The sequence below is a fragment of the Bacillus cereus group sp. MG1 genome, from assembly GCF_040460035.1.
In the GTDB taxonomy this organism is placed as follows: Bacteria; Bacillota; Bacilli; order Bacillales; family Bacillaceae_G; genus Bacillus_A; species Bacillus_A cereus.
Map to the genome: position 1 here is coordinate 58,574 of NZ_JARVGY010000001.1, position 24,508 is coordinate 83,081.

Genomic DNA, 24,508 nt, shown 5'->3' on the forward strand with positions numbered 1-24,508 from the left:
TAGAAATAAGAATGGTGTATGTTATTCTATAAGAAGCAAATAGAGGACTTTCTATTAGGAGTTACAAAATTACAAATGAACTAATACAGAATGTAAAGATAGAAAACTTCGCTAAATATTTCAAGGATAGGGTGTAGACAATGATCAAATTAGAAAAAGAAAATAAAAAAATGAAAATCATTCAATCTGCCACAATACTGTTCTCTACGCGTGGTGTCCGTAACACAACGGTTGATGAAATTGCAAAGACAGCTAAAGTTGGTAAAGGTACTATTTATTATTACTATACAGATAAAACTGAAATATTATGTGACTGCTATATGCGTCATATTCAGCTCAAACGCTCACAATTATTTAATTTATATAAAGAAGAAAAAGATGTTTTACTTAGAATACAAAAAGTTCTTCATTATATCAGCCTAGAATATCATCAAGATCCGTTTGTTTCTACACTCTTTCAAGAATATAAAGAGTACCATTCACCTGAAATTACAACTTGTTTTAAACAATCTGAAGAAGAAGCAATTAACATGATAAGTAATTTGCTCGAAAAAGGTTATCAGCAAGGAGCTTTGCATAAGGTACCATTACCGCTTACAGCTTTTATGTTAGTACGAATGATTTTTAACTACGAACAGGATTATATAAAAAATGATAAAAGTGATACAGAATTTCTGCAGTTGCTAAAACATATGCTTCTTAAAAACTAGTTTTAACAACAAAAAAATAATTGTGGTACAAATATATGAAGAAGAACGTGAATAATGAATGGTTTAATAAACTCTTTTCATTCTGGCCAAACATACGAAATATCCAACGCTTATGTAGAAATGAATGAAAAAATCATATAAATTTTTCTAAAATTAGAAAGCCTATACTTAAATCTACAATAAAATAGTTCAGTAAAAAGAGCGTGTTTTCATCTATCTAAACACGCTCTTACAAATATTTAAACCCTATATGAATTGCTTATTCCATTCTGATTTTCTTTTAACTAATATATCTCTTTATATACGATTATCATGCCAAAAGTTTATTGGAAAATGATTGTTCTCATCATAAGCTTCAAATTCGTACCCTTTTTCTTTTAACCCTTTTATAATTACTGGAACTGCCGCGACAGATTGTGGATGAATATCGTGCATTAAAACAATTTCCTTTGAAGACGTCGCACCTGCTAAGACATTTTGAACAATCTTTGCAGCTGCTACATCAACGGGTAATTTATTGTATTTCCAATCTAAAGAATCAATTGTCCAATCCCATACTTTCAAATTATTTCCTACCACTTCATTTCGAAGTGATTCATTTAAGCCAGGCATTGATCCATATGGTGGACGTGTTAATTTCGGTGTGTATCCAATAACGTTTCTAATTAAAGATTGATCTTCTTTCATTTCCTTCACATATTCCTGATTGGTGTATAGCTTTTTAAAAACATGTGTCATACTATGCATGCCCACATAATTGTTTTCTACATGCTCTCGTTTCACTAAATCTGGGAACCTTTTCACATTATCGCCAATTAAAAAGAATGTTGCTTTCACATCATTTTTCTTTAGTACATCTAATAGATTAGCTGTATATTTTCCAGGTCCATCATCAAAAGTTAAATATGCAACTTTTCTTTCTTTACCATCAAAACGATTAGGTATCAATTTTTTTAATTCATTTTTAGGTAGACTGCTCACTTGCTGAACACTATTTGCCTCTTCCGCATTTACCAGCTTAGGATTCGTAATAGATTGAAACACGTAATACCCTATTGCTACTAAAGTAATAGCCAACAATACACTTATAATTCTCTTTTTCTTAAGCTTAATTTTCATATTATAATCTTCTTTCTATCTTAATAATAATCTGTATAGGTGAAAATTAGTGCCCTGCACTAGCGTTCATGGCATTTCCTATAATAGTCAGAACTACTGGAAATAATACTGGTCCTAAGGTAAGGACAATGTTTAAAATTATAATAAAACTATATAGTAAGCTATAATTTTTACTATTATGGTTTTCAAATACTAGGATGACTAATGTTATTATAGTAATTAAATGTAGTAATAAAATTATCAACCAATAATACATCATTATAGTAAGATTCCACTTTCCTAATAGTTGGTATGTTACCCCTATTATTATCCCTAATATAGTAGCATTAAAGGAAATAAACAAAGTTCTTTTTAGTATTTTAGGAAATGTTTTGTGATCCACAGTTTTATTATATAAACCGATTAAAATGCCCAAAGATAGATATGCCAGTAATAGCCCTACCCAATTCCAGATCCAATCTTGATCCCCCATTAAATTAAACAAAAGCGCAATGATCCCTCCTACTGCAAGAATCGAAGAGATCATAATACTATTTAAAGCTGATTTCATACTATTTTCACTTCCTTAAAAATTTTACAATACAGCATTGAAGTCTACTCTTAAGTTGTCCTTTACTTATTAGATTCCTTTTCATTAAAAATCTTTTATGGAAATCCCATCATATAATCCGGTCATCATACCTAATAGCATATACGGAGAATGGGTAGGCCCAGCAAAAATTACATGTACATGATCACATACCATAATTTTTAAACTGAATGAAACTCCACCAAATCCTATTCCACATGGTAGATATACAAATAGAGGATGCCATTCACCAACTTTTATTTGTATATCAATTATTCAGACGAGTATCAGCTACTGCATAACCTTAAAATAAATGCTTTGATTTTTCATCGTCAATCAAATAGCACATTTGATTCTTATTAACTTGTATTCTTCCTTCTTCTACTGCTTTATTATAGCCCGCTGTATATTTAAAAATAGTAACCCCTTTGTTTCTAATTAAATCTTTTTCCCATTTTTTCGCAGCTGCTGCCATATGTACATATGATGTTTTAAAATTAATAATAATTTATTATAATTAAGTATATATTAACAATATATTAAGTATAAGTAAATAAAATTAATAATAATTTAATTTCATTTGCTTATTTAAAGGGGATTACATATATGAACGATATTAATGTTGGTCACAAAATTAGGGCATTTAGAAAAGGGGCCGGATTAACCAGTAAACGTTTAGCAGAGTTAGCTGATATAACACCTTCCATGTTAAGTCAGATTGAAAAAGGAATCACAAATCCTTCATTACAAACACTAAAATTAATTTCTGTAGCACTAAATATTCCATTGTTTAACTTTTTCTTAGAGGATACCAATACAGAAGAATTAGTTGTAAGAGCTAACCAAAGGAAAAAAATAACTTTTCCTGAAAGCGGCAATGTTTCATATGAGTTATTATCTCCTAATTTAGATGGAGCACTAGAATTGGCTTTAATGAATCTGTTCCCTGAAACTGCTTCATCTATGGAGCCTGTGGCACATAAAGGGGAAGAAATAGCATTTATTATGGAGGGACAAGTAAAACTATATCTAAATGATGAGGTTTTACTTCTCAATACAGGTGATAGTGTTAAAATCCCACCTTATACAAAGCATAAATGGGAAAACACTTCTTTAAACAAAGTCACTGTTATATTTGGGGTAACTCCACCATCTTTTTAATTTCAAATACTAGCGAAGAAAAGTTAGAGAAAATAATTCTCTAACTTTTCTTGTATACTTAATTTTATTTTAAGAAATTAAAAAACTTGTCTCCCAATTATATGAGATTAAAATCTAAACGATTAAAACTAATGAAATAGATCTTTTTAATTACATACTTAATTTATTTTTTAATGTCCAATATTTTTCTCCATTAGCTTCAAAAGAGAATTCTACCCATCCATTTGGATCTTCACGATAAATAAAGATGGTTGTTCCAGGGGTTACTGTACCAACTTTATTCTCCTCGACAGCTACATCTGGTCTACTTTTAATTTTTAAATTAAATGGATAAGGTACCTGGTAGTAAGCAGCTGATGATACAACATTTGAGCTTGAACCGTCTGCATACATTTTATATGGAATTTCATTCGATAACGCGTCGACATCTAATGTTTCAGGATTCTTTGGTAATTTTTTTGCATATGTATAGTCTTCTACATGAAACGGTTTAATACGTTCCATAATACCCGCAATTTTCTTAGCCCAGCCTTTATCTGATGCATATTTCACATTCATGCCAGTTAATGTTGGGCCGTTATAATACATACCACTTTCTTCTAAATATCTTTCTCGTACATAATTAGCGTTATAAGCAATGCTATCCCCGTAGCTTGGTAAATATTTTGCATATTTAAACGGATCTCCATCATATGCACGTAGACCGAATAGATTATGTTTTTGATATGCGATTTCTGATTTTCCGTATCCAGATTCTAAAATCGCATGCGCTGCTAAATAATGAGCACTCACGCCATATTGATTTTGCGCATTGATAAAATCTTGCCCATGTCCAACTAAAGGACTATCCGAGTGATATTTCGCAATAAAACTATCAATCTCTTGAGCTGTAATTTTCGAAGCCACTGTTAAATTTAAATCTTCATATGAGGTAGCAGTAATAACCTCTTTTTCATCGTTTAAATTTTGTTGTAACATATCTGTTTTTGCAGTAAGTTGAGCAGCTTCAGCACGTGTTATAAATCTATTTGGTTGCCAACCGTTCTCGGTACCATTAGAGATTTTTAAATCTATTAAAATATTGGCATATTTTTCTCCCCAATGCCCTTTTAAATCTTCAAATCTAACCTGATCATTATGATTTGGTGTGCTTTGTAGTTTATATGCATTTACTAGCATCGTAGCCATAGCAGCGCGAGTTACTTTTCCGGATGGATTGAAGATTCCATTACCTTCACCTTTAACAATCCCAGCTTTTTCAGCAGCAGCAATATAAGGAGTAGCCCAGTGATTTTGTGAATCTGTAAAAGATGGTTTTGCAGTAGGATCAATTTGTATCCCTAAAACTTTTGTCATAATCTTTGTAGCCGAAGCTCTGTCTAAGGAGTCATTTGAACCAAAAGTTCCATCTGGATAACCATTTAATACCTGTTTATCAACTAAATAGTTAACGGATTTATCAGCCCATGTAGGAACATCAGGAAATTTATGAGTATCCGCTAAAATATTAGAAGAATAGGATAATATAGCTCCTGCAAGGATACCTGTTGCAATTAATTTGTGCTTCATTAAAATAAACACCTCTACCATTGTATTTATCAAATTGAAATTTTCTATTTTTATATTTACATGTTTGTAATAATAATAAAATTGTATTATCACGCATTCAATTCGATGTAACGAGTATAGTTACTTATATACATAAGTGTCAATGAATGTCTTTTACAAAATTGAATAATATTTACATATAATCAAGTTTCCGTGATCTTATAATTGACTTATGTATATGGTAGATTTAATAGTGAAATTCCCTTTTGGTAGTTTAAGTTTCTTGAATTTAATGCAGTGAATACTTAACCTATCTACTCTTAATAGTTTAGATTTTTGTCACAGGCAATTATTAAATAAATTTTTTATTTTCCTTAAGCTTAATTATTAAATGCTATTACTATAATTTTCAGTGCAGAATCAGTAGAAAACACAGATATACTAAAAACATGTTAATGTATTCTTAATAATAAAATATTTTTATAAATATATGCATATATTATAGTTTTTAATATAATTGGTTCGTCTGTTATTTCTTTTAATCCGTTTCATTAGGCAATTCCTCTATACAGAGAATTGCCTATCTTTTTAATTGTAGCCCTCCTACTATCTTTACAGGAGTAGCACCACGTCACCATCAACTTAAGAGGTTTTAATACCCCCAAGGAGCAAAAATTTGTTTCTTTAAAACTCATTAATTTTTGTTCAAAAAACTCCAAAGGTGATTTCTTTCCATCCATGCCCACATCCGTTCCCCCATATTGGGATAATTTCTAAACTCAAATACTCCAGCATTGCTAATCTTTTTTTGCATAAGTGATTCGATAATCTAAGTAATCAACAGCAATTACACGCTTAGCATTTTTCATCCAAGCAAATTTTTGTGGCATCAATCCAACAGGTCCACAATTAAGCACGATAACAGTATCCCCTGACTTTACATTTGCATTTATGACACTCCAATAGGGGTTCTGTAAAACATCGGATAAAAAAGAGGGACTCATCCTCCAGTTCACAAAATTACGGTATAACAAATAGAGTAAAGTTTCCAAATGGAACTTTTAAATACTCAGCTTGCCCACCTGGGTGATTACCAAATTTGCTGAATCAGATGCCATATTCATGAACCCAGCACATAATAGTTTTTGGATGAACTGACACACCACGTTCATTCAAAATTTCAGAGACATTACGCTAGCTTAAATAAAAGCGAAAATAGTAGCCGACGGCTACTATTTTCGTCAGGCTGTGGAGAAAGTCTTCTCCACAGCCTGTTTTTGTGTCTGAACCTCTTTTTATGTGTCAACACTGATAAAAAGAGGTAAAGGAGAGATTTTTTATGATGGGTGCTTTAAAAAATCATCGTGATAAACGTGTATCTGTTTCTGTAGAAGAGTTGGTTCCACAAGATCATTTCCTTCGTGCGATCGAAGCGACAATTAGTTTTGATTTTATTGAAGAGAAGTTACGCCCTTATTACTGTGAAAACAATGGACGTCCGTCAATCCATCCTATCGTTTTATTTAAAATGATGTTTATTGGATATTTTTACGGTATTCGTTCGGAGCGTCAATTGGAAAAAGAGATTAAAACGAATATCGCCTACCGTTGGTTTTTAGGGTTTTCTCTATCAGATACTATTCCAGATCATTCTACAATCAGTTGGAATCGTCGTACTCGCTTTATTCATACAAATATTTTCGAAGAAATTTTTGATGAGATCGTGAGGCAAGCGACAGAGCACCGGATGGTGGGAGGACGTGCGCTGATGACAGATTCTACGCACATTAAGGCCAATGCTAATAAAAATAAGTTTGTACATAAATATAAAAAAGAAAAGGCAAAGTTTTATATAGATGAACTAGAAGCTGCGGTAATTGAAGATCGTGAGGTACACGAAAAAAAGAATTAAAACCCAGAAAGGAAAGTGATACTCCCACTAAAAAAACTCGTATAAGTACTACGGATCCAGATAGTGGATTTTTAATGAGAGATGGAAAACCGAACGGTTTTCATTTCTTAGACCATCGTACGACTGATGCGAAGTACAATATTATTACAGATACTTATGTAACGGCTGGAAATATGGCAGATTCCGAGCCATATTTAGCGCGTCTACAAGCTCAAATTGATAAATTCGGATTTAAAGTGGAAGCTGTAGCTCTTGATGCAGGCTATTTTACAGGGTATATCTGTAAGAAATTATCGGAGAGAAATATATTTATGGTGATGGGGTATCGCCGATTTGGAAAACGAAATAAAGAAGTACCAAAAAGCCAATTTAAATATGTAGAAGAAATGAATGCATTTGCTTGTCCGGTGGGGTGTATTTTAGAGTATGCGACAACGGATCGTGAAGGATATCGTCACTATAAATCCAACCCAGAAGACTGCGCTGTTTGTCCGCTACGTGAGGTATGTTTTTCAAAGAAACAAAAACAAAAAGTTATCACTCATCATATATGGGAGAAATATAAGGATATCGCTAGAAAAAACAAACTAACAGTTACAGGGAAAAAGTTGTACAAAGTACGCTGTTCAACTATAGAGCGAAGCTTTGCGGACGCCAAAGAACTACATGGCTATCGATATGCTCGATTTCGGGGGCTGAAGTCTGTCCAAATGCAGGCTTATCTCACCGCAACTTGTCAAAACATGAAAAAAATAGCCCTCCATCTGACCAAAAAAGGTCTGGTGGAGGGCTATTTTTTTGAAACTCTATTATTTTATGTTGTTTTTATTCGCTAAAATCAAAATGATTCCAGAGTGTGGGGAACCCTAAAGGGTTCCCCACACTCTGGCGAAAATAGTAGCCGACGGCTACTATTTTCGTTTTGAGGAACATTTAATTTCTTAAGTTGATGGCAATGTAGCGGTACCCCTACTAATATTCTTGCTTTTAAATCATTTTCAATATATTATAATTATATACAAACATAGGGATTATAATATACAAAAAGGACTCAAATCTATTATTAAAATTTAAATCCTTTTCAAAGATAAAAAGATTCTATCACAACGTAATATAACTTATGCTTATCTTTTTAATATATATCTAGTAAAAACACATTTTTTATCAATAGAATTCTGTTTTCAATATAAATGGAAACTTTAAATAGAAGTTTATTAACTCTCGATGATAGGAGTTAGTGGTCTAGAACATAGAGAAACAAGGCACCGTACAAAGTAATCTGACAAACCTAAGATGTATTTTATATTGTTTGCTCATCTCCAGATACAATAAAAGAGCCTTACCTCTCTAGGCAAGACTCTACTAGTTTAATTGTATAATATTTACATGATAACTAAGAAACAGAAAACATATAACACCAAATAGCAGCACCCTATTATTCCTCCTACAGCTAATACCTGTTTAATCCAACTTTTAAGTTTTGGATTACTGTAAACTTTTTGCACTCTTTCCATATTTCCTCCTATTAAGGAGAACCCTTATAGACTCTCACCTTGCTATGGTACCATTAAAAAATGTCTAATAGAGGCATAACGTATAAATATGCAATATTGCATACAAAATTGTATTGTTATAGTAGAATAATGTGTTTTTCATTTTAAGGGCATTATAAAACTTTAACTTGATAGTAATGGGGTAACAATTGCGATTTAGAGATAAGATTCGATTATACAAAGACCACCCACCGATATGTGGGAGATGAAGAAAACACTTGCGAAATTGAAACGATTGAATTAAAGTGCTTGATATTAGTATGGTTAACAGAATATGAAATTCACTTAAAAAATCGTAATTTTAACTAAAAAATATCAAGCCCCCTCCTTTCTAGGACGGTCTTGGTATTTTTTACGTTCACATACAAATTATTATTTGTATTGCTGCATAGGTTCTCTTTTAAATTATATACGTCTACTTTACCATTGCTAAACAATTATTAATGTCTTCCATTTAATTGTACTAATTACCTATAACATGTTTTAAAAACTATCTTGGCTAAAATGATAAAAATAAAGAGAGATACTCGTCCATCTCTCAATAAGTACTGTTATTTTTAAATCATACCCTTTAATATTAACCCCAAAACCGACATAGTGATTGCACTAATAATAATTCGTAAAATCCAAGTTGTATTTATGCTAATCTTTTCTAATTGCTTATTAATTGTAGCTATGTCTTTCTCATTAATTGTTGTACGAGTTTCTAAATTACGAATATCTCGCATAATTTCTTTTTGTTCTGCTTTTAAACTGTCAATTTTCACATAAACATCTTCCAATGCATTCACACCCTTTTATAATCTTAATAAAGCAATCTTTACATGATATGAGACAACCTTATCCATGGTGAATTCATTGCAGGAAATTCCATACAAAACCCGTATTTTGTTGAAAATAAATACTCATTAAATGTCTTCTTGTTACAAACTATAGCTTACTAATCGTCTTAAGTATCACCATCTGACAGTTAATGTTCATGTTTATCCATCTCATATCCTTTTAGTTGTGTCCACATGACCTTATCGTCAATATACAGGACTTGCAGTAAGGTGGCGTTTTCCTTCATATATATCCCGTAAGCATCTACATCTACAGGCTTCAAGTAAAGAGTTCTATCGAACTCTAATTGATTAGACTATCTCCGCAGTCCTTATGGTTAGCAGCTTGATCGCTTCATTCTTTAGATTGATACTTGCGTTAATATCCTTATCATGATGTGTTTGACATGAAGGGCAAACACATTTACGTAGGTTGAGATTTTTAACGTCTTTATTTTGAGACCCACAACAAGAACATAATTGTCTGGAAGAAAATGTTTTAGATACGACAATGACTTGTTTTCCATACCATTTTGCTTTGTATTCTAACATGGCTCAAAACTGTGACCATGATACTTTACTAATTGCTTTTGCTAACTTATAATTCTTTAATATATTCGATATTTATAAATCCTCTATATTTATCTATGAAAATTTAAGTAATAAATAATTCAAAAAGTAAAATAAAAATACTACAATTAAAAACTTCCATTTGTTTCTTTTCGTTGGTTTTCCAGCTTGTTGTATATAAAAAAACAAGGCAATACCTGCCATGGTAATTAAAAATATTTGATAGTAATTAATCATCTGTAATACCCCCTCGATACAAAAATAAGAAGTCTCATTTTAAGAGACTTCTTATTTTTTAATACAAACGACATACATAGGCTAAACATACACAATAAAGTCAGGATGATGTACTTTATTGCTTTTTATCATAACATATAATTTATCATTTTTATTTAATAATCCCACACAATAAAACTTTATCAACCTTAAAATGTTTCATAATAAAAAATGAATACAGATAAAATTAACAATATACTCACTTGATGCACACGGAAAACGCTCAAAAGATATAAAGTTCTTCAGCTAATTCCCATTCTTTCAAATACGTACAAGCTAACGCCATAAGGTTATTACAATAACCGATTTTCACTTCCTACCCATTGTGTTCAGTAAATATTTCTTTTGCTTTTGTTGCTTGTTGGAAAGCCACAAAAGCCTGATAGTAATGATATTGGAACACAGCTTGGTTATAATAAAACTCTGCCTTTTCAATTTCATCCGGAATATTTTTAAGTGAATTTTCTGCTATTTCATAATGCTCTTTGGCTGCATTGTAGTCACCAACTGCATTAGAGTAGATTGCTTTATAAAAATGATAATAATACGATAAGAAATCGTCAGTTGGTTTATTAAAAGATTCAATTTGATCAAAACTATTTTTAGCTACACTCAAATTATCTATTAAATATTTATAACCAAAATCAAGTAATGAATAATACAGTAATAGATTTTGGTCTTCTTCAATATTTTCTATAGAACTCTCAATTTCTTTTTTTATTTATATGCATTCGCAACATTTCTATTTCGAATTTCAATATACCAGGCATTTAACAGTTCAGTAACTTTATTATTTATAGTAGTTTGAACATCCAATTTGCATCCTCATTTTCCAAATTTATCTATATTTTTTCCCTTCTATACTATCACACAACATTAAATCTTGATATCTTCATAAACTTGAGATTAATTTAATAGAAAATTCAGATGAACAACCATCTAACTAACCGTGTGTTTTGGTTACAGCCTCATGCCCATAAAGCTAACATTTTGAAGTGCCCCCAAAACAACAAAAATGGACCTGATACTATAAAAAACACAAAATTTCCGTTTATCTTAGCTTGATCGATATAGGGTAGCGTATCGTTAAAGTATGTATCATTTTTCTTAGCAGCACGCTTACGCCCAATGAAGATACACTGTTTAAATGCATCGAGCTCCTCATTATCATCACCAAAACGCATTAACCAATTTCCTCGTAATGCTTTGCTAAGAAATAACTAATATCATCCCTAGCGAATCTGTCGTATGGAATGACATACACCATAATCTCACCTTCTTGTAAATAAATGAACAAAAAGTTTTAGCTCATTAGAAGCATATCATCAAAAAAGGTAGAGTCCTTAATACAACTCCACCTTTTCTATATATAACGAATCATTTAATTATTTAACAGTATGTTTTTAAAATCTCTATATTTTAGAAAACTTAACAATAAAACCATACTTTCCTATTTCTTTGAAGAAACAGGATCCATTTTTAATGTTTTTATTCCTTCTTTTAATGTAAACGCATCTGCTCTTAATGTTTTCCAGCTGTCTTTGGCTGCATTCAGATTAGGTTTTAAGAATTTAAATTTATTTTGATCTGCTTTTTGGGATGCTTTATCAATATGATTAAGTACTCCTGAATATTGAGAATCTAAATCATGCCATTGTGCTGACATATAGGTGAGAGCATTAATAGCTGATCCAATTGCATTTTGCATTTCAGCAATATTATTATACGCAACTCCAACTACACGATTCAATGTAATTTTATAGTCTACCGTTTGGCGCAATTGCGCTAATAGCGGTTCCAGCGTACTTAAATTATTTCTTGCTACCCCTATCATTACACCTCCAGCAATCCATGTAGGGATTGAGGGAACTGATACAGTTATTATTCCATCCGATTCTACTTGTTTAAAATGTCTTACTTGCTCTAAAACATCATTTAGACGTTTTTCATCTTCATCTATTCCAGATGCTTGATTTTTTAAAATCGATTGCAAGATATCTTTATGACCTCCAAATGCTCGGACATCTTCTCCAATACTATCTCTTAACTTAGCTAGTTCTTGTATTAAATTCTTTGTATATGCTTGGTTTTTTTTAATCTCACCTTGTAAATCTGTAATGCCTTCTTTTAATGTATCTGCATCTCCTTCATTAATTGCTTCTACTAATGTATCGTAATAATTGTCAAATGTAGTATCATACTCTACAATTCCTGTAAGAGTATCTAAAAGTTGTTTTTTTATGTGCGCATCCCACTTTGTAGCATGCTCTCTTGCATTCTTTTGATCTTGTGCAATTTGACTAGGTAGATTTGTATATCCTTTAATATCAATTCCTTCAAAGTTAACATCTGGATTATTAATTAACAAATAAGAGTAATCATTCATGGATTTTGCAAATACCCCAGCATCTTGCAAAGCTTTTTTCATCTTTTCACTGTTTACAGAAAGAGATATATCTTCCGTACTGGTTTGTTCTATTTTACTTTCACTTGCAAAAGCAGCTACTGGTGAAACTACAGTAGTTGTTGTCAGGGTTAAAAACGTCGATACAGCAAGTAGTTTATAAGGAAAATTATTATTCACTTTAATTCCTCCTATGAATATATATTAATTTCTAGTTTGTTTTTTCTTGTTTAAAAGCAATGTCTTTTGAAATGAATTCTGCATCCTTATGAATATCATTCCAACTTTGTTTAGCAGCTTTTAAATCGTCAGGTATTAACGAAAGTTTATGTTCTTGCATTTGATCGATATTATCATATAAATCTTTATAATTAGCCCCCATTTTATTCCATTGTTGCTGAATACTTGTTAGAGACATTATTGCTTGATCCACTGTCTGATACAAATATGTTAGAGTGTCTTTCGTATTAGTAAGTGAAATAACCGCTTGATTAGCCAAATCAGCTTTCATACTTAATTCTCCGATTTTATTCGAAATTTCATTATAAGAATTCATATGATTAGATGCCTCGACGCCAGCTGCTGTTCCTAAACCGATACCAGCGGCTCCTAGAGCTGTAAGACCACCAACAACAGCTGGCGTAGCTGTACCACCAGTCACAACAATTACTACCGCTCCTGCAATCGTTCCAATAACTAAAATAGCTGCTCCTAATCCACCACCAATTGACCAGGCTAATACATTATCAAAATGTGTTTTCTGTGTAGAACGTAAATTCTCAATTTCGGCCTGAAGTTGTGGGACTAGCGCTTGTTTTCCCGCTAATATAGCCGTCAATCCTCCCTGTCCATCTGGACCACCAACATTATTTTTAAAATCTACAGTATTTGTATACAACTTTGTTTTGAAAGCCTCTAACATCTTAATGACTTCCGTAACTTCATTTGAATTTGTATGAATTGTATAGATTAAATCCCCTATTCCTTCTTTGAGGCTCACCTTATCCTTCTTTTTTACAGTATCTACTAATGTGTCGTAATAATTTTGAAATTGCTCATCATAATTTACAATATTACGTGCTGTTTTTTGAATGTTTGGCTTCGCTGTATCTAACCAGTAATTTGCATTGATTCGTGACAGTTCTTGATTCAGGTGAATATTTTTGATTAATTCTTCTCCACCCGAACCTAAATCAATGTTGGATAAATTTACATTCGGTTGCTTAATCATAGTTTTTGCGTACAAATCCATTACAAGAATATGAGAGCCTGTTTCAGCCAACGCTTTCTTTAATCCTTCAGGTCCTAACGCATAATTTTCTATTTTCTGTTCTTGAGCTGTCTGTTCTTGTGCAAGTGCATGAATAGTACTACCATTTGTAGCGGTTATAATCGTTGCTAAAGTAGCTAAGGTTATAACTTTAAATGGAAATTTCATCATTTGATTCTCCTCCTTATTTTCCGTTTCGTTATAATTTTTTAATAAACCTAATTTCTTAATATCAAAATTTATAAACTTGTTCTTCAAGTTGAATTGTTACACTTTTTAATCGTCTTAATATATCTTTTTGAGCCTGAGTATTATTGGTATCAACTTCAGTCGATAATTTTGTAATACTATTATTTATTAGATCCAAATCCTCTTTGTAACGTTTCATTAACTCAATTTCTCCATCTACTTGATTAGTAAATGTATGCAAGTCATTTTGCATGAAAAGAATCATTGATTTTTGTAAATCTGCTACTGTTAATTTAGTTGTTAAGTCATATAATTTCTGATTTTGTTTCTCTAAATCATTTAAATATGCTCTTTGCTCAGCTGTTAGTTTATTAATTTCAGCAAAAGTATTATATGTTTTTTTTATTTTTTCAGGATCAATCACTTTCATAAGATCATACTCTTTCGTTTTTGTAACTGCAGCTGCAGCGATTTCACCTTTTTTACTTTTCTCTATCGTTTCACGTGCTTCTTTTTTGGCAGCTTCAATTTCTATAGCTGATTTTCCCTTTTCTTTTGCTTCTTGCTCTGCTTTCTTCTCTGCGTCTACAATGGCATTGTTTATTTCTTTTCCTTTGTTATACGCTACTACTGCTGTTTGAGCAGCCGGTTCAATGATATCTTTCGATAGACTATAAATTTCTTGGAATACCTTTAGCCCTTGTTCATTTAACGCGCCTGGTAATAATGCTATTTGCTGCAAATCATTTTGAATAGATTTTTTTGTATCTAGCATTTCATTTTTTAACTTATCTATTTTTCCTGTTCCCTCTGAATTAAGGACACTGTAGAGTAGGAAGCGAGCGCCTTGTCATATTGCTATGATAGGTTTCTCAAAACCCCTCACCGAACCGTACGTACTCCTCTCAGAGTATACGGCTCTCCATCAATTGCTTGTCAAAGTTATTTTTTTCTGTTTTTCGCTATAAGTTCTACTCTCATATCATAGTGAATTTCATTATGGCAATCCTCACATACGGCTAATGTTTTGCGTCTACGGGCAATCATTAATTTTTGCCATTTGGCTTTGCCTTTCTCAACATCTTTCATTTTTCGGACATGGTGCATTACTAAGTTAGAATCGGTTTTACCACAATGTTCACATTTGTTGGCTGACAACCTATCCATAAGACTAGTTGTTGACATATGAACTCTTGAGGCTAACAAGTTGTCGATGTTATTTTCTTGTGTTTTCATCTTAGTTATATCAACCGTTCTAAATCCTTCCCTGTAGAAAGAATGAGAGTGTTGTTTGCCTTTTTTATCTTTGTAATTGACTATGAATACACCGTTTTTGCAATATTTCCCCTTAATTTTTCCGATTGAGCTTTTATATTTATTGGCGAATGTTTTATACATGCTGTATTCTAGAACGTAACTGAATTTTTGGAGTACCGTTGAATTAACTGCATATTTGTAGTAGTTGTACATCCCTCTGATCTGTAATACATAATTATGTAGTATTTCCAAATCATCTAGGTGTGCCATTTCCGGTCTATGCTTTGGTTTCCAAGTTTCTTTCCCATTCACATACTTCATTTCTAAAACATTCAGGGCAAGTAATTTATTTCGCCATGTTTCATGGGGGATTTCAAGTCTTACTTTTAGATTGTGATGTCTTCTTTTTGCACCTTTCACCGAGTATTTGGTAAATAACTCGTTTCTAGTGATATTGACGTTGTACCCAAGAAATGTTGCTTTCTTGCTAGAGTGGGTGATAAGTGTTTTTTCTTCTGATAAAGTTAATTTTAATTCTTCATTGAGAAATTGAGCTATATCAGATTTAATGGCTTTGGCATCATCTTTACTGCCGATTATCATTACAATAAAGTCATCAGCATATCTAACATATTTTAGTGACTTAAATTTATCCGACATTGGATTGTAGTAGGGACGTTGTCCCCTTTCCTTAACCCATTCGTTGACTTGCTCGATTAATTCCTGAGCTTCATTGTGTTTACCTTGTTCTCTTAGTAAGTCTGCTTTCTTACGCCCTCTTTTTATTTTGAGGTGTAAGTATTGATATCTTTTATCAACTTCTCTGTCTTTTGGTTGACCTTTTCCGAACTTTTCAGCGTATTTTTCCATGTATATATCTAGTTCGTTTAGATATATGTTGGCAAGAAGAGGACTGAGAATCCCTCCTTGTGGTGTTCCACTGAATGTTTTGTGGAATTGCCAATCCTCCATGTACCCAGCTCTTAGGAACTTCCATATTAATCCGATGAGTGTTTCGTCATTGATACGTTTTCTTAGTAGGTTAATTAGGATATGGTGGTCGATATTGTCAAAGAAACCTTGAATATCACCTTCAATAAACCATTTAGTTCCATTACCACTCTTTTTAATTTGTTTCAAAGCTGTATGACAACCCCTATTTTTCCTGAATCCATGTGAGTTCTCAGAGAAGTTTGGTTCATAAATTGCTTCTAAGATATACTTTATTACTAATTGGACAAGTTTATCGTCAAATGTCGGTACCCCAAGAGGACGTTTTTTCTTACTCCCTTTTTTATCAATATATACTCGCTTAACAGGAGTAGGTTTATAGTTACCATTTTTAATGTTGTTGATGATTTTAGATACTCTATTTTTTGAGAAGCCATCAACAGTTTTACTTATGGTTCCTCTGGTCATATTACCTGGATTGGCATATATTTCTTGATAACCTTTATAGTAGAATTCTGGATTATAAAGATTTCTATATAATCTTTTGAACTTATAGTTTTCTTTAATAGTATTCTTCGACAAGGTGTTCAATACATAAACTGGATTTCTCATCAGCATCTCGCTTCCTTCCTGTTTATTATCATCATGAACTAATTGACTACCTTCCTTCGCCATCCTGATTTCACAACCATGACCTAACGTAATTTGTCATACGTTAGTGTGATAGGCTTTCCCTATCTCTGACTACTACGAAGGCTCCGTTACCATATGGAATATTCAAGAGCCACATTTCTTGGTTTTTACCTTGAAATCATCCTCTATAGCCATAAATGGCGCTTCCACTTAGGTAATCCCCATTTAGTACCTTGTAAATAGTTTGTAGTAATGTCGGTTGGGACTTTCAATCTTTACTAATGTACTTTAGTTGGTTCTCTAGTGTGAAACACACCTCTCTCCACAAAAAATAGATGAGCTGAACTAGAGACATATCGTTTCAATGTCTATTTCGATATGGTCGTCGATAAGACCCCTTGATTTATCCTTCACGCAGTTTAGCATTCAACCTTGTTTACCACGGTACACCTAGAAATTCAGTCGCACTCATGACATTAGAGTGACTTATCCCGTTGCAGCCATGCTACACTCCCCGCTCACTTTCGATTACGGATAAGGCTACCGGTGTCGGGTTGTTATCTTGTTTCACTTCACCCGCTGATTTACTAAATCAGAGTTTACAAGGCCCTTATGGGCGCACTTGTGCTTTTACCACATCAGTATCAAGGTTTTTCAACTTCTTATCTACCAGTAATTTTAAATCTGTTAACTCATTAATTTGACGTTGCACACTTTCTTGATTTGTTATAGTCATGTCTTGAAGAACTTCCAGTCTATCTGTAAACCCTTCTTTATCTTCCTTATTATCTACAAATCCTTTTAATGTTGGATAATAACTATTAAATTTAGTTATAAATCCTTTACTTTTTGAATTTAATAGAATTAATTTAGGGTAAAGTTCGGATGACCACTCTTTCATATCTTGTTTAATTAGAAATTGAGTTGTATTTAAAGATGGAATTTCTTCAAATTGTACGTTCGGACTTGCTAAAGCTCCATCGATAAAGGTTTGTGTTAACTTGGAGTGTGCACCTATTTTTCGTAATGCTGAGGAAATATCTACATTATCTTGTTTTGTTTCTGCCTGAACGATTGGCGTTGCTAGAGTATTGATAGGAAAAGTCGCCCCGGTAACAATTGATGTTATTAAAAATCCTGTCATAATTTTATTCTTCATTCCTTACACCTCTTCACTATTGTTTTTTACAAGTTTTAGTCGTAAATGTTGTACAACCTAACGTTAGGATTTCTTCACACACACTTGCGGATAGAAGTTTTTTTGAAAGAGTAATTGCATCTCGTTTTTTATTTATTTTTGATAGAATATAAGGTCCTTACTTCCCCCCCATTTTAATCACTATGCTTTTCATAAGTAAACTAGAAAATCGCATATCTTATGTTTGATTTTTCCGACATTAAATATTTTGTTTTTTTCTAATTATATTAAAAAAATTTCCATACTATTATCACTTCATGAAGTGAAATAATTTTACTACTATAATTAAACATAAAATTTGTTGGTATCATTAATTCTTAATAAATATCATGCAAAAAAATGTTTTCACTATAACTTTATGGGATTTTATGTATTATGTACTTTATATGAATATGTACAATTGCATACTCATATACTCTCCTTCAATAACATACAAGGTAGTCACTATACATTCCTATCAATTTAAGTTTTTTTACTCCTCCAAGTGTAAAAAAGTTTTTATTTCTAAAATTTAACTAGAAAAGATGATGTTTTTTATAGTTTGTTCGAACTGGAGAATACAACCAAATTAATCTAGATAATATAGTGAAGAAGCTTTTTCTCAGAAAGAAGGAACTGATTCTAAAAATGAAATAACTTTATTGCTACTTAACATTTCCTTAATCGGCCTTTTAGTTCAGATCTTCTTTTCACTATAAAAACATCCCTTTTGATAAAAAGGTTCCAAGGAACAAAACATCGCAATTTTTTTAAAACATTACACCTCTTTTGTAAGCAATGTGACTTTATTTAAAAAGCGACATTAAAAATTTTTTTCAAAAACTAGAAGTAACAGTTTGTCCAAAACAAAAACAACCATAAGTTTGCCGGTCCGGAAAACTTATGATTCATATCACACTTATTCTTAAAATTATTCATTCAAATCTTCTACTTATATTATTTTTTCAAGCTCTATTACTTTTAAACAAATTAGAATTCCATTTTCATGTAGAAACATATAATTTTCTTTCTGCTTTTTTGTAGAATTGAAAGTCTAATAATCCTTGAATCTACGGATATTTTTTCTAATATTTATGATTTTCTACGCTCTAACATTAAATCTTCCCTTTTGAGGGTAAGTCTATTTCCTATTTTTGATAACCTATAAAAGTTTTATCTTTATTTCTTTTTAATATATACGATATATATTTATAATAGATTTTATCGATTCTGGAACGTGATTGATTTTGTCCTAATCAAGTTAAACTTTTTTACTGAAACAAGATATAAATCGTCAGTTTTAACTATATAGTTGAGAAGGAATGGCATAAAAAAGGAGGAAAATAATAATGAAATATCAAACAATATTTTCATCGTTAAAAAAATCCTGTTTTATCTTAATACTCTCTTTCATTATATTAATTCTTGCACTTCCAGCACCAACTTTTGCACAATCCAATAACAATGTTACATCTGGAACAGATTACTATGTATCTCCGGCAGGAAGTGACCTCAACACTGGCACATTAGATCAACCTTTCGCTACCATTCAAAAAGCTGCTGACGTCGCCACAGAAGGAAGCACAATCTACATAAGAAGCGGAGTTTATAACCAAAAAGTACATGTAACTCATTCAGGAATCTCAGAAGCACCGATTACTTTTCAAAATTACCAGAATGAAAAGGTAATTCTAGATGGCTCTAAAGTCAAGTTAGAGGATGATGGATTATTTACCATAGAAGATAAAAATTATATTCAGGTAAACGGGTTAGAATTTCGCAATTTAAAATCAACGAAAGTTAGCGAAACCCCATGCCCATCAACTTAAGGATAGAAACGCCGCGGCTTTCCATTGATTAAAATGAAAAAACTTTGAAATAATATAATTCCATTAAAAATGAGTATACGAAATAAACCCTAACGGGTTTCATTTTTTAACTTATGCAACTTTCTTTTGTTTTCTATATCCACTATACTCATAGATAACACCCATAATATCAAAGACTGTCTTTTTCTCATATCGATGAGATTTCCGGCCATTTTTCTGTAGTAGGGTAAACAGGCGGATTAAGACCTTTGCTATTTCTTGGGTGTTTCTCTGTATTGCTTGATATAACAGGGATAGATGATCTTGAATCATCCCAATTGCTTTATATTCACTTAATTCTCTTTTGTGCTTTTGCAACAAAAGTTGGCGCATCTTAAACATCGTAGAAGAACAGATAAAAATGGCAATGAGCTTTCCATACACATGGCATTCTAATCTCTCTTGCTTGATAGTTTGCCAGTGATGAATTTGAAATAAAGATTTCCACGTTTTAAATATGATTTCTATCTGCCAGCGAAGGGAGTAAAAATCATGGATTTGTTCCATCGGAACCATCTCCCAAGGCGTATTCGTAACATATATGTTGATACCTGTTAATCGTTTACTTTTTTCTGAAAACGTAATTCCCTTTTTACTTTCGGTATAGCTTTGTTTTTTTCTACGTTCCAGTATTTGTTCCTCTGTTAATCGGTAGATAATTACTCTTGTAACTAATCTTTGATTCTTGCCAATATACGCCTCTTTTATTTCATATGTTTGTCCTGATTTTAACGTGTGCATAATGTTCTCTAAATCCACCTGGATATACTGTGATTGTTTTTTGATTGTCCCATTTCGAAAGTATTCCGGAAACGGATTTTTCGTATAGACGGTATGGTTTAACTTAAGTCTTGATATATAGCACACTCCACGTTGATCCATTTGATCTAAGTCTTCCAATGAAAAATAGCCTAAATCACGAATACACAGATCACCCGGCCGTAAGGTATCTAAGCAATCTGTTCCAAATGTTTTATCATTATGTTTTCCTGGACCTACCTGGAAGTTTAGAAACTGTCCGCTGTGTAAGTCATATTCTAATTGAATCTTGATGCCTGCTGTTTGTGCACAACCACCTGATCCAGGATATACATGAGCTAAATGTTTTGGTACTTGGAAAATCGTCGCATCTAAAATACGAATGCGTTGAAAATACATGAGTGCTGCACTTGAAATAGTTGATGTTTTACAAAGTTTACTTTTCCATAATGCAGAAAAAATATATTTCAAAAATTCAACTGCTTTTTTATCAAAGCGTTTATTGAGTCCTTCTGGACTCATAAGAGTGCCTGTGGCTGCGTGTAATTGACTGCATAGTCGAACGAGAGAATCGCTCGCTGTACGTTGACTTACCCAGATACATATGGTAGCTAATTCATTTCCTGAAAACTTTCGTTTTCTTTTTACAAACCCTAATTCTTTTGCGAGTTCTTCCAAAAGAGAGGGAGTTAAATGACGATACAGCTCTTCAGAAAATAGTTGTAATTCATCTTGAATCGAAAGATTCATAAAAAATGTCACCCTTTCTAGCTAGCTTTTTAGAAAGGATAACTTTTTTTGACACTTGGGGGTAGTGAAAATTCTTAAGTTGATGGGCATGTAGCGAAACCCCTATTGGTATTTATATTACCGGAACAGGGAGTAATATCGAGATTAGAAATAATTATATCCATCACATTGAAACGAATGTAAAGAATGGAAACGCACACGGTATTGCTGTCTATGGTACTTCATCTAGTGCACAAAATAATTTAAATCATATTGTCATCGATAATAACGAAGTAGCAAATTTGAAATTAGGACTAAGTGAAGCAATTGCTGTGAATGGGAATGTTGATTCTTTTGGAGTTACCAATAACAAGGTGCATGATAACAACAACATCGGAATTGTTCTGATTGGACATGAAGGAGTATCTCCAGTAGCTGCTTTAGATCAAGCACGGAATGGAATTGTTCGTAACAATATCGTCCATCACAATTCATCTTTCAATAATACTAGTTATAACGAATATTCAGCTGATGGTATTTACGTGGATGGTGGGAAGGAAATTATTATTGAGCAAAATCAGAGCTATGAAAACGACCTCGGTATTGAAGTAGCTAGCGAACATGCGGGGAAAAGTGCAAGTCAAATTACAGTTAGAGATAATACAATATCTAACAATACTATGGGTGGCATTGCAATTGGTGGATATGACAGTCAGCAAGGATACGCTGAAAATAACACGATTACCAACAATTTGATTTATAAAAATGACACAAAAGATCAAGAGAGTGGTCAAATTGAATTAAATTACGATCTTCGTAACAATGTGATTACCAATAACGAAATCTATGCAAGTAATAGTCGTATTTTTATTAGCAATAATTTTAATAAAAACACTGGAAACAAACTCGATTACAATCATTACTATGGTGAATTCGATCAAACTAATGGCTTATGGCAATGGAAAAGAAAAATGTATAAAGGATTTTCTTCTTATCAAGCAGGTATGAACCAAGAAGGAAATGAACAACATAGTGTATTTAGCAAATTACCCTCTTCATTCAAACTAATACAGTAGTCTAATACTAAATTAGTATTACGTTATAAAAAAGTACATGCAATAGGCACTTTAAGAATACTAATAAATTTAACCTTATTAAAACAAAAAGAGATGCCCTAGTACCATACCTAGGGCATCTCTTTCATTTTATTATAAATAATCTTAATTTCTAGACCTTATACATCCCTAACAAATTAACAATTATCCACTATATTTTCTACTTAAAACATAGTATTATTATTAGCTGCTTCACTTGGAATCTCTTGAATTACATCCCAGTGCTCGACAATCTTTCCATCCTTGTTACGAAATATACCGACTATAGCAACTCCCTTATCTTGAGAATTAGTACGACAATGTACATGAAGAGCAACTGTATCCCCTTCAGCTACTACACGTTTAATCTCTGCAGAGGAATTAGGGTTTTTAACAAAATCCTCCTTAAAGAAATCCATGAAGGCTTTTCGTCCATCAGCAACAAAAGGATTATGTTACTTATACTCTTCACCTACATATTTTTAGTAAAAAACTCATAGTTGAATTTAATGTATCTAATTCCTTTTATTATCAGAATAAGCCTTTACAACAACTATTTATTATTTTTTATTTCATTAATTCTGTAATTTCTTTAATACACTTACCATTATCCATTGTTATATCTAATTTCTATTTAAAACCCTTCTTTGTACGTTTATACCTATATATCGTGTTAAATTGTGTGTGGCAAGATAAAATAAGCTGTTAAATTTAATTATTGTTAGGTAGTTTCTACAGTATGATATTATCACACAATTAGTTATACATATAAAAAAGGTTTCTTGCCTTGTAACAGGAAACCTTTTATGTATTATTAACCTACAAATCTAAAATTTCAACAATCTGACGTGCCTTAGCATTATCTATATAATAATGCATCTCTAATCCTCTTCTTTCTGATTGAAGTACGGTTCCCCTCAATTTTGATAAATGTTGTGAAACAGTGGATTGGGGGAGTCTTAATATTTCCGTTAACTGTGTAACATTGCATACTTTATGGTGCATTAATTCATTTACAATTTGTAATCGAACAGGATGTGCCATTACTTTTAATACATCTACATCGTCTTCGTGGATTTCAGATAGATTTCTTTCAGATATTAATGTTATCATTTTGCATTCTCATTTATTATTAATTTCTATTTTCCAGTTATCCTTATAATTAATACTTATAGCTAATTACCATTTGTCCTGTTGAGAAAATATATTCTCTTTTTAAAACAAAAAGGACACCGATTAATTAAAACGTTTTTTACCGCTTTAATTAATTGGTGTCCTCTAATTTTTTGAACAAAATATATCTTATTTTAAAGGATATTTTCAATTCTTTTTTCTCACGTCTAGTAAAATTTTATATTTTCTTTAAAATTCATATTAAGAATATTCTTCAAATCCTGAAAGCACAAGTTTGCGGCAAACTTATGCTTCATATCACATTCCACACCAATCAAGCTAATTAACACTATCAATGTAGTGCTAACTATCTTAATTGAATATTAGTAATAATGAGTTTAAATATTATCAATTAACTTTATATTACATGTATGTAAAAACAATGACATGATAAGCTTTTTCAAATTTTTCTCCTTGTAAATATTTGAAAATAGTATTTCAATACTCTCCTTACTGTTAATATGCCTAGAAAAAGAACCCCATAGGGTTCTTTTTCTGTTCATTCCCTAAAAATCTCATATTAATAAAAAAGAAGAGGAATATATCCTCTCTTCACCAATACAATCGAACATCTTTATACTTAAGGAAGGGCATACATTCATCAAGAGATGAAATGAACAATAATAGTTCACCTAGTGAATTATAACACAAATCCAATTCCATTAATAGATAATATTAACATTTATAGGATAATTGTGACAGAATTGTTAAGCATCTTAATATTAAAAGGTTTTATATGTATGTAAATTGAAAGTGGATAGTGTAA

The 24,508-nt window shown here is 31.9% G+C and carries 14 protein-coding genes and 10 pseudogenes; 5 read left to right on the forward strand and 19 right to left on the reverse strand.

What is annotated here, in order from left to right:
• The first annotated feature begins 140 nt into the window (after window positions 1-140).
• Window positions 141-710 carry a TetR/AcrR family transcriptional regulator gene (locus QCI79_RS00350; protein ID WP_021728043.1) on the forward strand — a complete coding sequence of 190 codons (570 nt, stop codon included), beginning with the start codon at window positions 141-143 and terminating at the stop codon, window positions 708-710.
• A gap of 297 nt (window positions 711-1,007) precedes the next feature.
• On the opposite strand, the gene QCI79_RS00355 is transcribed toward QCI79_RS00350, so the two are convergent.
• The 3 genes from QCI79_RS00355 to QCI79_RS00365 all read right to left on the reverse strand — a co-directional run bounded on the left by QCI79_RS00355 (window position 1,008) and on the right by QCI79_RS00365 (window position 2,872).
• A complete protein-coding gene (locus QCI79_RS00355) occupies window positions 1,008-1,829 on the reverse strand; it encodes a peptidoglycan-N-acetylglucosamine deacetylase (protein WP_000694606.1) in 822 nt (273 codons plus the stop codon).
• A gap of 46 nt (window positions 1,830-1,875) precedes the next feature.
• A complete protein-coding gene (locus QCI79_RS00360) occupies window positions 1,876-2,379 on the reverse strand; it encodes a DUF3902 family protein (protein ID WP_000833544.1) in 504 nt (167 codons plus the stop codon).
• A gap of 322 nt (window positions 2,380-2,701) precedes the next feature.
• Window positions 2,702-2,872, reverse strand: a complete 171-nt coding sequence (locus QCI79_RS00365) for a hypothetical protein (protein WP_002101019.1) — start codon at window positions 2,870-2,872, stop codon at window positions 2,702-2,704.
• Between the two features lie 131 nt (window positions 2,873-3,003).
• On the opposite strand from QCI79_RS00365, the gene QCI79_RS00370 reads away from it, so the two are divergent.
• Window positions 3,004-3,558 (forward strand): helix-turn-helix domain-containing protein, encoded by a 555-nt coding sequence (locus QCI79_RS00370; RefSeq protein ID WP_000997924.1) that lies wholly within the window; start codon window positions 3,004-3,006, stop codon window positions 3,556-3,558.
• 150 nt (window positions 3,559-3,708) lie between these two features.
• On the opposite strand, the gene QCI79_RS00375 is transcribed toward QCI79_RS00370, so the two are convergent.
• The 3 genes and pseudogenes from QCI79_RS00375 to QCI79_RS00385 all read right to left on the reverse strand — a co-directional run.
• Window positions 3,709-5,127 carry an S-layer homology domain-containing protein gene (locus tag QCI79_RS00375; RefSeq protein ID WP_000680988.1) on the reverse strand — a complete coding sequence of 473 codons (1,419 nt, stop codon included), beginning with the start codon at window positions 5,125-5,127 and terminating at the stop codon, window positions 3,709-3,711.
• A gap of 674 nt (window positions 5,128-5,801) precedes the next feature.
• Window positions 5,802-6,207 (reverse strand): annotated as a pseudogene (locus QCI79_RS00380) (glutathione-dependent formaldehyde dehydrogenase); the annotation flags it as partial.
• Window positions 6,200-6,351, reverse strand: a pseudogene (locus QCI79_RS00385) (IS6 family transposase); the annotation flags it as partial. The pseudogenes QCI79_RS00385 and QCI79_RS00380, both read right to left, overlap by 8 nt.
• 94 nt (window positions 6,352-6,445) lie before the next feature.
• Between QCI79_RS00385 and QCI79_RS00390 the strand changes: the two are divergent.
• Window positions 6,446-7,854, forward strand: a protein-coding gene (locus QCI79_RS00390; RefSeq protein ID WP_209291804.1) for an IS1182 family transposase whose coding sequence is annotated in 2 segments (ribosomal slippage) — window positions 6,446-7,004 and window positions 7,004-7,854 — 1,410 coding nt in all. Because the reading frame shifts where the segments join, the coding sequence is not laid out codon by codon here.
• 1,274 nt (window positions 7,855-9,128) lie between these two features.
• On the opposite strand, the gene QCI79_RS00395 is transcribed toward QCI79_RS00390, so the two are convergent.
• The 10 genes and pseudogenes from QCI79_RS00395 to QCI79_RS00440 form a co-directional block, all read right to left on the reverse strand.
• The gene (locus QCI79_RS00395; RefSeq protein ID WP_000390477.1) at window positions 9,129-9,353 is read right to left on the reverse strand and encodes a hypothetical protein; all 225 of its coding nucleotides are present in this window, start codon (window positions 9,351-9,353) and stop codon (window positions 9,129-9,131) included.
• Window positions 9,354-9,704: 351 nt separating this feature from the next.
• Window positions 9,705-10,016: pseudogene (locus tag QCI79_RS00400) on the reverse strand (zinc ribbon domain-containing protein); the annotation flags it as partial.
• Window positions 10,017-10,037: 21 nt separating this feature from the next.
• The gene (locus tag QCI79_RS00405; protein ID WP_000611668.1) at window positions 10,038-10,199 is read right to left on the reverse strand and encodes a hypothetical protein; all 162 of its coding nucleotides are present in this window, start codon (window positions 10,197-10,199) and stop codon (window positions 10,038-10,040) included.
• Window positions 10,200-10,467: 268 nt separating this feature from the next.
• Window positions 10,468-11,054, reverse strand: a pseudogene (locus tag QCI79_RS00410) (response regulator aspartate phosphatase); the annotation flags it as partial.
• 266 nt (window positions 11,055-11,320) lie between these two features.
• Window positions 11,321-11,526, reverse strand: a pseudogene (locus QCI79_RS00415) (DUF6094 domain-containing protein); the annotation flags it as partial.
• Window positions 11,527-11,688: 162 nt separating this feature from the next.
• Window positions 11,689-12,822, reverse strand: a complete 1,134-nt coding sequence (hblA, locus tag QCI79_RS00420) for a hemolysin BL binding component B (protein ID WP_001063466.1) — start codon at window positions 12,820-12,822, stop codon at window positions 11,689-11,691.
• Between the two features lie 31 nt (window positions 12,823-12,853).
• On the reverse strand, window positions 12,854-14,083 hold the full coding sequence (gene hblD, locus QCI79_RS00425) for a hemolysin BL lytic component L1 (protein WP_000975318.1): 1,230 nt from the start codon (window positions 14,081-14,083) through the stop codon (window positions 12,854-12,856).
• Between the two features lie 61 nt (window positions 14,084-14,144).
• Window positions 14,145-14,927, reverse strand: a pseudogene (locus QCI79_RS00430) (hemolysin BL lytic component L2); the annotation flags it as partial.
• 116 nt (window positions 14,928-15,043) lie between these two features.
• Window positions 15,044-16,921 (reverse strand): reverse transcriptase domain-containing protein, encoded by a 1,878-nt coding sequence (locus tag QCI79_RS00435; RefSeq protein ID WP_309009745.1) that lies wholly within the window; start codon window positions 16,919-16,921, stop codon window positions 15,044-15,046.
• A gap of 643 nt (window positions 16,922-17,564) precedes the next feature.
• Window positions 17,565-18,101 (reverse strand): annotated as a pseudogene (locus tag QCI79_RS00440) (HBL/NHE enterotoxin family protein); the annotation flags it as partial.
• Window positions 18,102-19,468: 1,367 nt separating this feature from the next.
• Between QCI79_RS00440 and QCI79_RS00445 the strand changes: the two are divergent.
• A pseudogene (locus QCI79_RS00445) lies at window positions 19,469-19,933 on the forward strand (right-handed parallel beta-helix repeat-containing protein); the annotation flags it as partial.
• A 126-nt stretch (window positions 19,934-20,059) separates the two neighbouring features.
• Here QCI79_RS00445 and QCI79_RS00450 read toward each other — a convergent pair.
• The gene (locus QCI79_RS00450; RefSeq protein WP_042991529.1) at window positions 20,060-21,496 is read right to left on the reverse strand and encodes an IS4 family transposase; all 1,437 of its coding nucleotides are present in this window, start codon (window positions 21,494-21,496) and stop codon (window positions 20,060-20,062) included.
• Between the two features lie 92 nt (window positions 21,497-21,588).
• On the opposite strand from QCI79_RS00450, the pseudogene QCI79_RS00455 reads away from it, so the two are divergent.
• Window positions 21,589-22,551: pseudogene (locus tag QCI79_RS00455) on the forward strand (right-handed parallel beta-helix repeat-containing protein); the annotation flags it as partial.
• 203 nt (window positions 22,552-22,754) lie between these two features.
• On the opposite strand, the pseudogene QCI79_RS00460 reads toward QCI79_RS00455, so the two are convergent.
• Both QCI79_RS00460 and QCI79_RS00465 read right to left on the reverse strand, forming a co-directional pair.
• Window positions 22,755-23,051 (reverse strand): annotated as a pseudogene (locus tag QCI79_RS00460) (nuclear transport factor 2 family protein); the annotation flags it as partial.
• Between the two features lie 337 nt (window positions 23,052-23,388).
• A complete protein-coding gene (locus QCI79_RS00465; protein ID WP_000631355.1) occupies window positions 23,389-23,682 on the reverse strand; it encodes an ArsR/SmtB family transcription factor in 294 nt (97 codons plus the stop codon).
• Window positions 23,683-24,508: the final 826 nt, after the last annotated feature.

Coding starts and splice junctions, on each gene's coding strand:
- QCI79_RS00370 (WP_000997924.1), top strand. CDS start 3,004: ATGAACGATATTAATGTTGGTCACAAAATTAGGGCATTTAGAAAAGGG.
- QCI79_RS00355 (WP_000694606.1), bottom strand. CDS start 1,829: ATGAAAATTAAGCTTAAGAAAAAGAGAATTATAAGTGTATTGTTGGCT.
- QCI79_RS00435 (WP_309009745.1), bottom strand. CDS start 16,921: ATGAGAAATCCAGTTTATGTATTGAACACCTTGTCGAAGAATACTATT.
- QCI79_RS00465 (WP_000631355.1), bottom strand. CDS start 23,682: ATGATAACATTAATATCTGAAAGAAATCTATCTGAAATCCACGAAGAC.
- QCI79_RS00450 (WP_042991529.1), bottom strand. CDS start 21,496: ATGAATCTTTCGATTCAAGATGAATTACAACTATTTTCTGAAGAGCTG.
- hblD (WP_000975318.1), bottom strand. CDS start 14,083: ATGATGAAATTTCCATTTAAAGTTATAACCTTAGCTACTTTAGCAACG.
- QCI79_RS00365 (WP_002101019.1), bottom strand. CDS start 2,872: ATGGCAGCAGCTGCGAAAAAATGGGAAAAAGATTTAATTAGAAACAAA.
- QCI79_RS00350 (WP_021728043.1), top strand. CDS start 141: ATGATCAAATTAGAAAAAGAAAATAAAAAAATGAAAATCATTCAATCT.
- QCI79_RS00405 (WP_000611668.1), bottom strand. CDS start 10,199: ATGATTAATTACTATCAAATATTTTTAATTACCATGGCAGGTATTGCC.
- QCI79_RS00375 (WP_000680988.1), bottom strand. CDS start 5,127: ATGAAGCACAAATTAATTGCAACAGGTATCCTTGCAGGAGCTATATTA.
- QCI79_RS00360 (WP_000833544.1), bottom strand. CDS start 2,379: ATGAAATCAGCTTTAAATAGTATTATGATCTCTTCGATTCTTGCAGTA.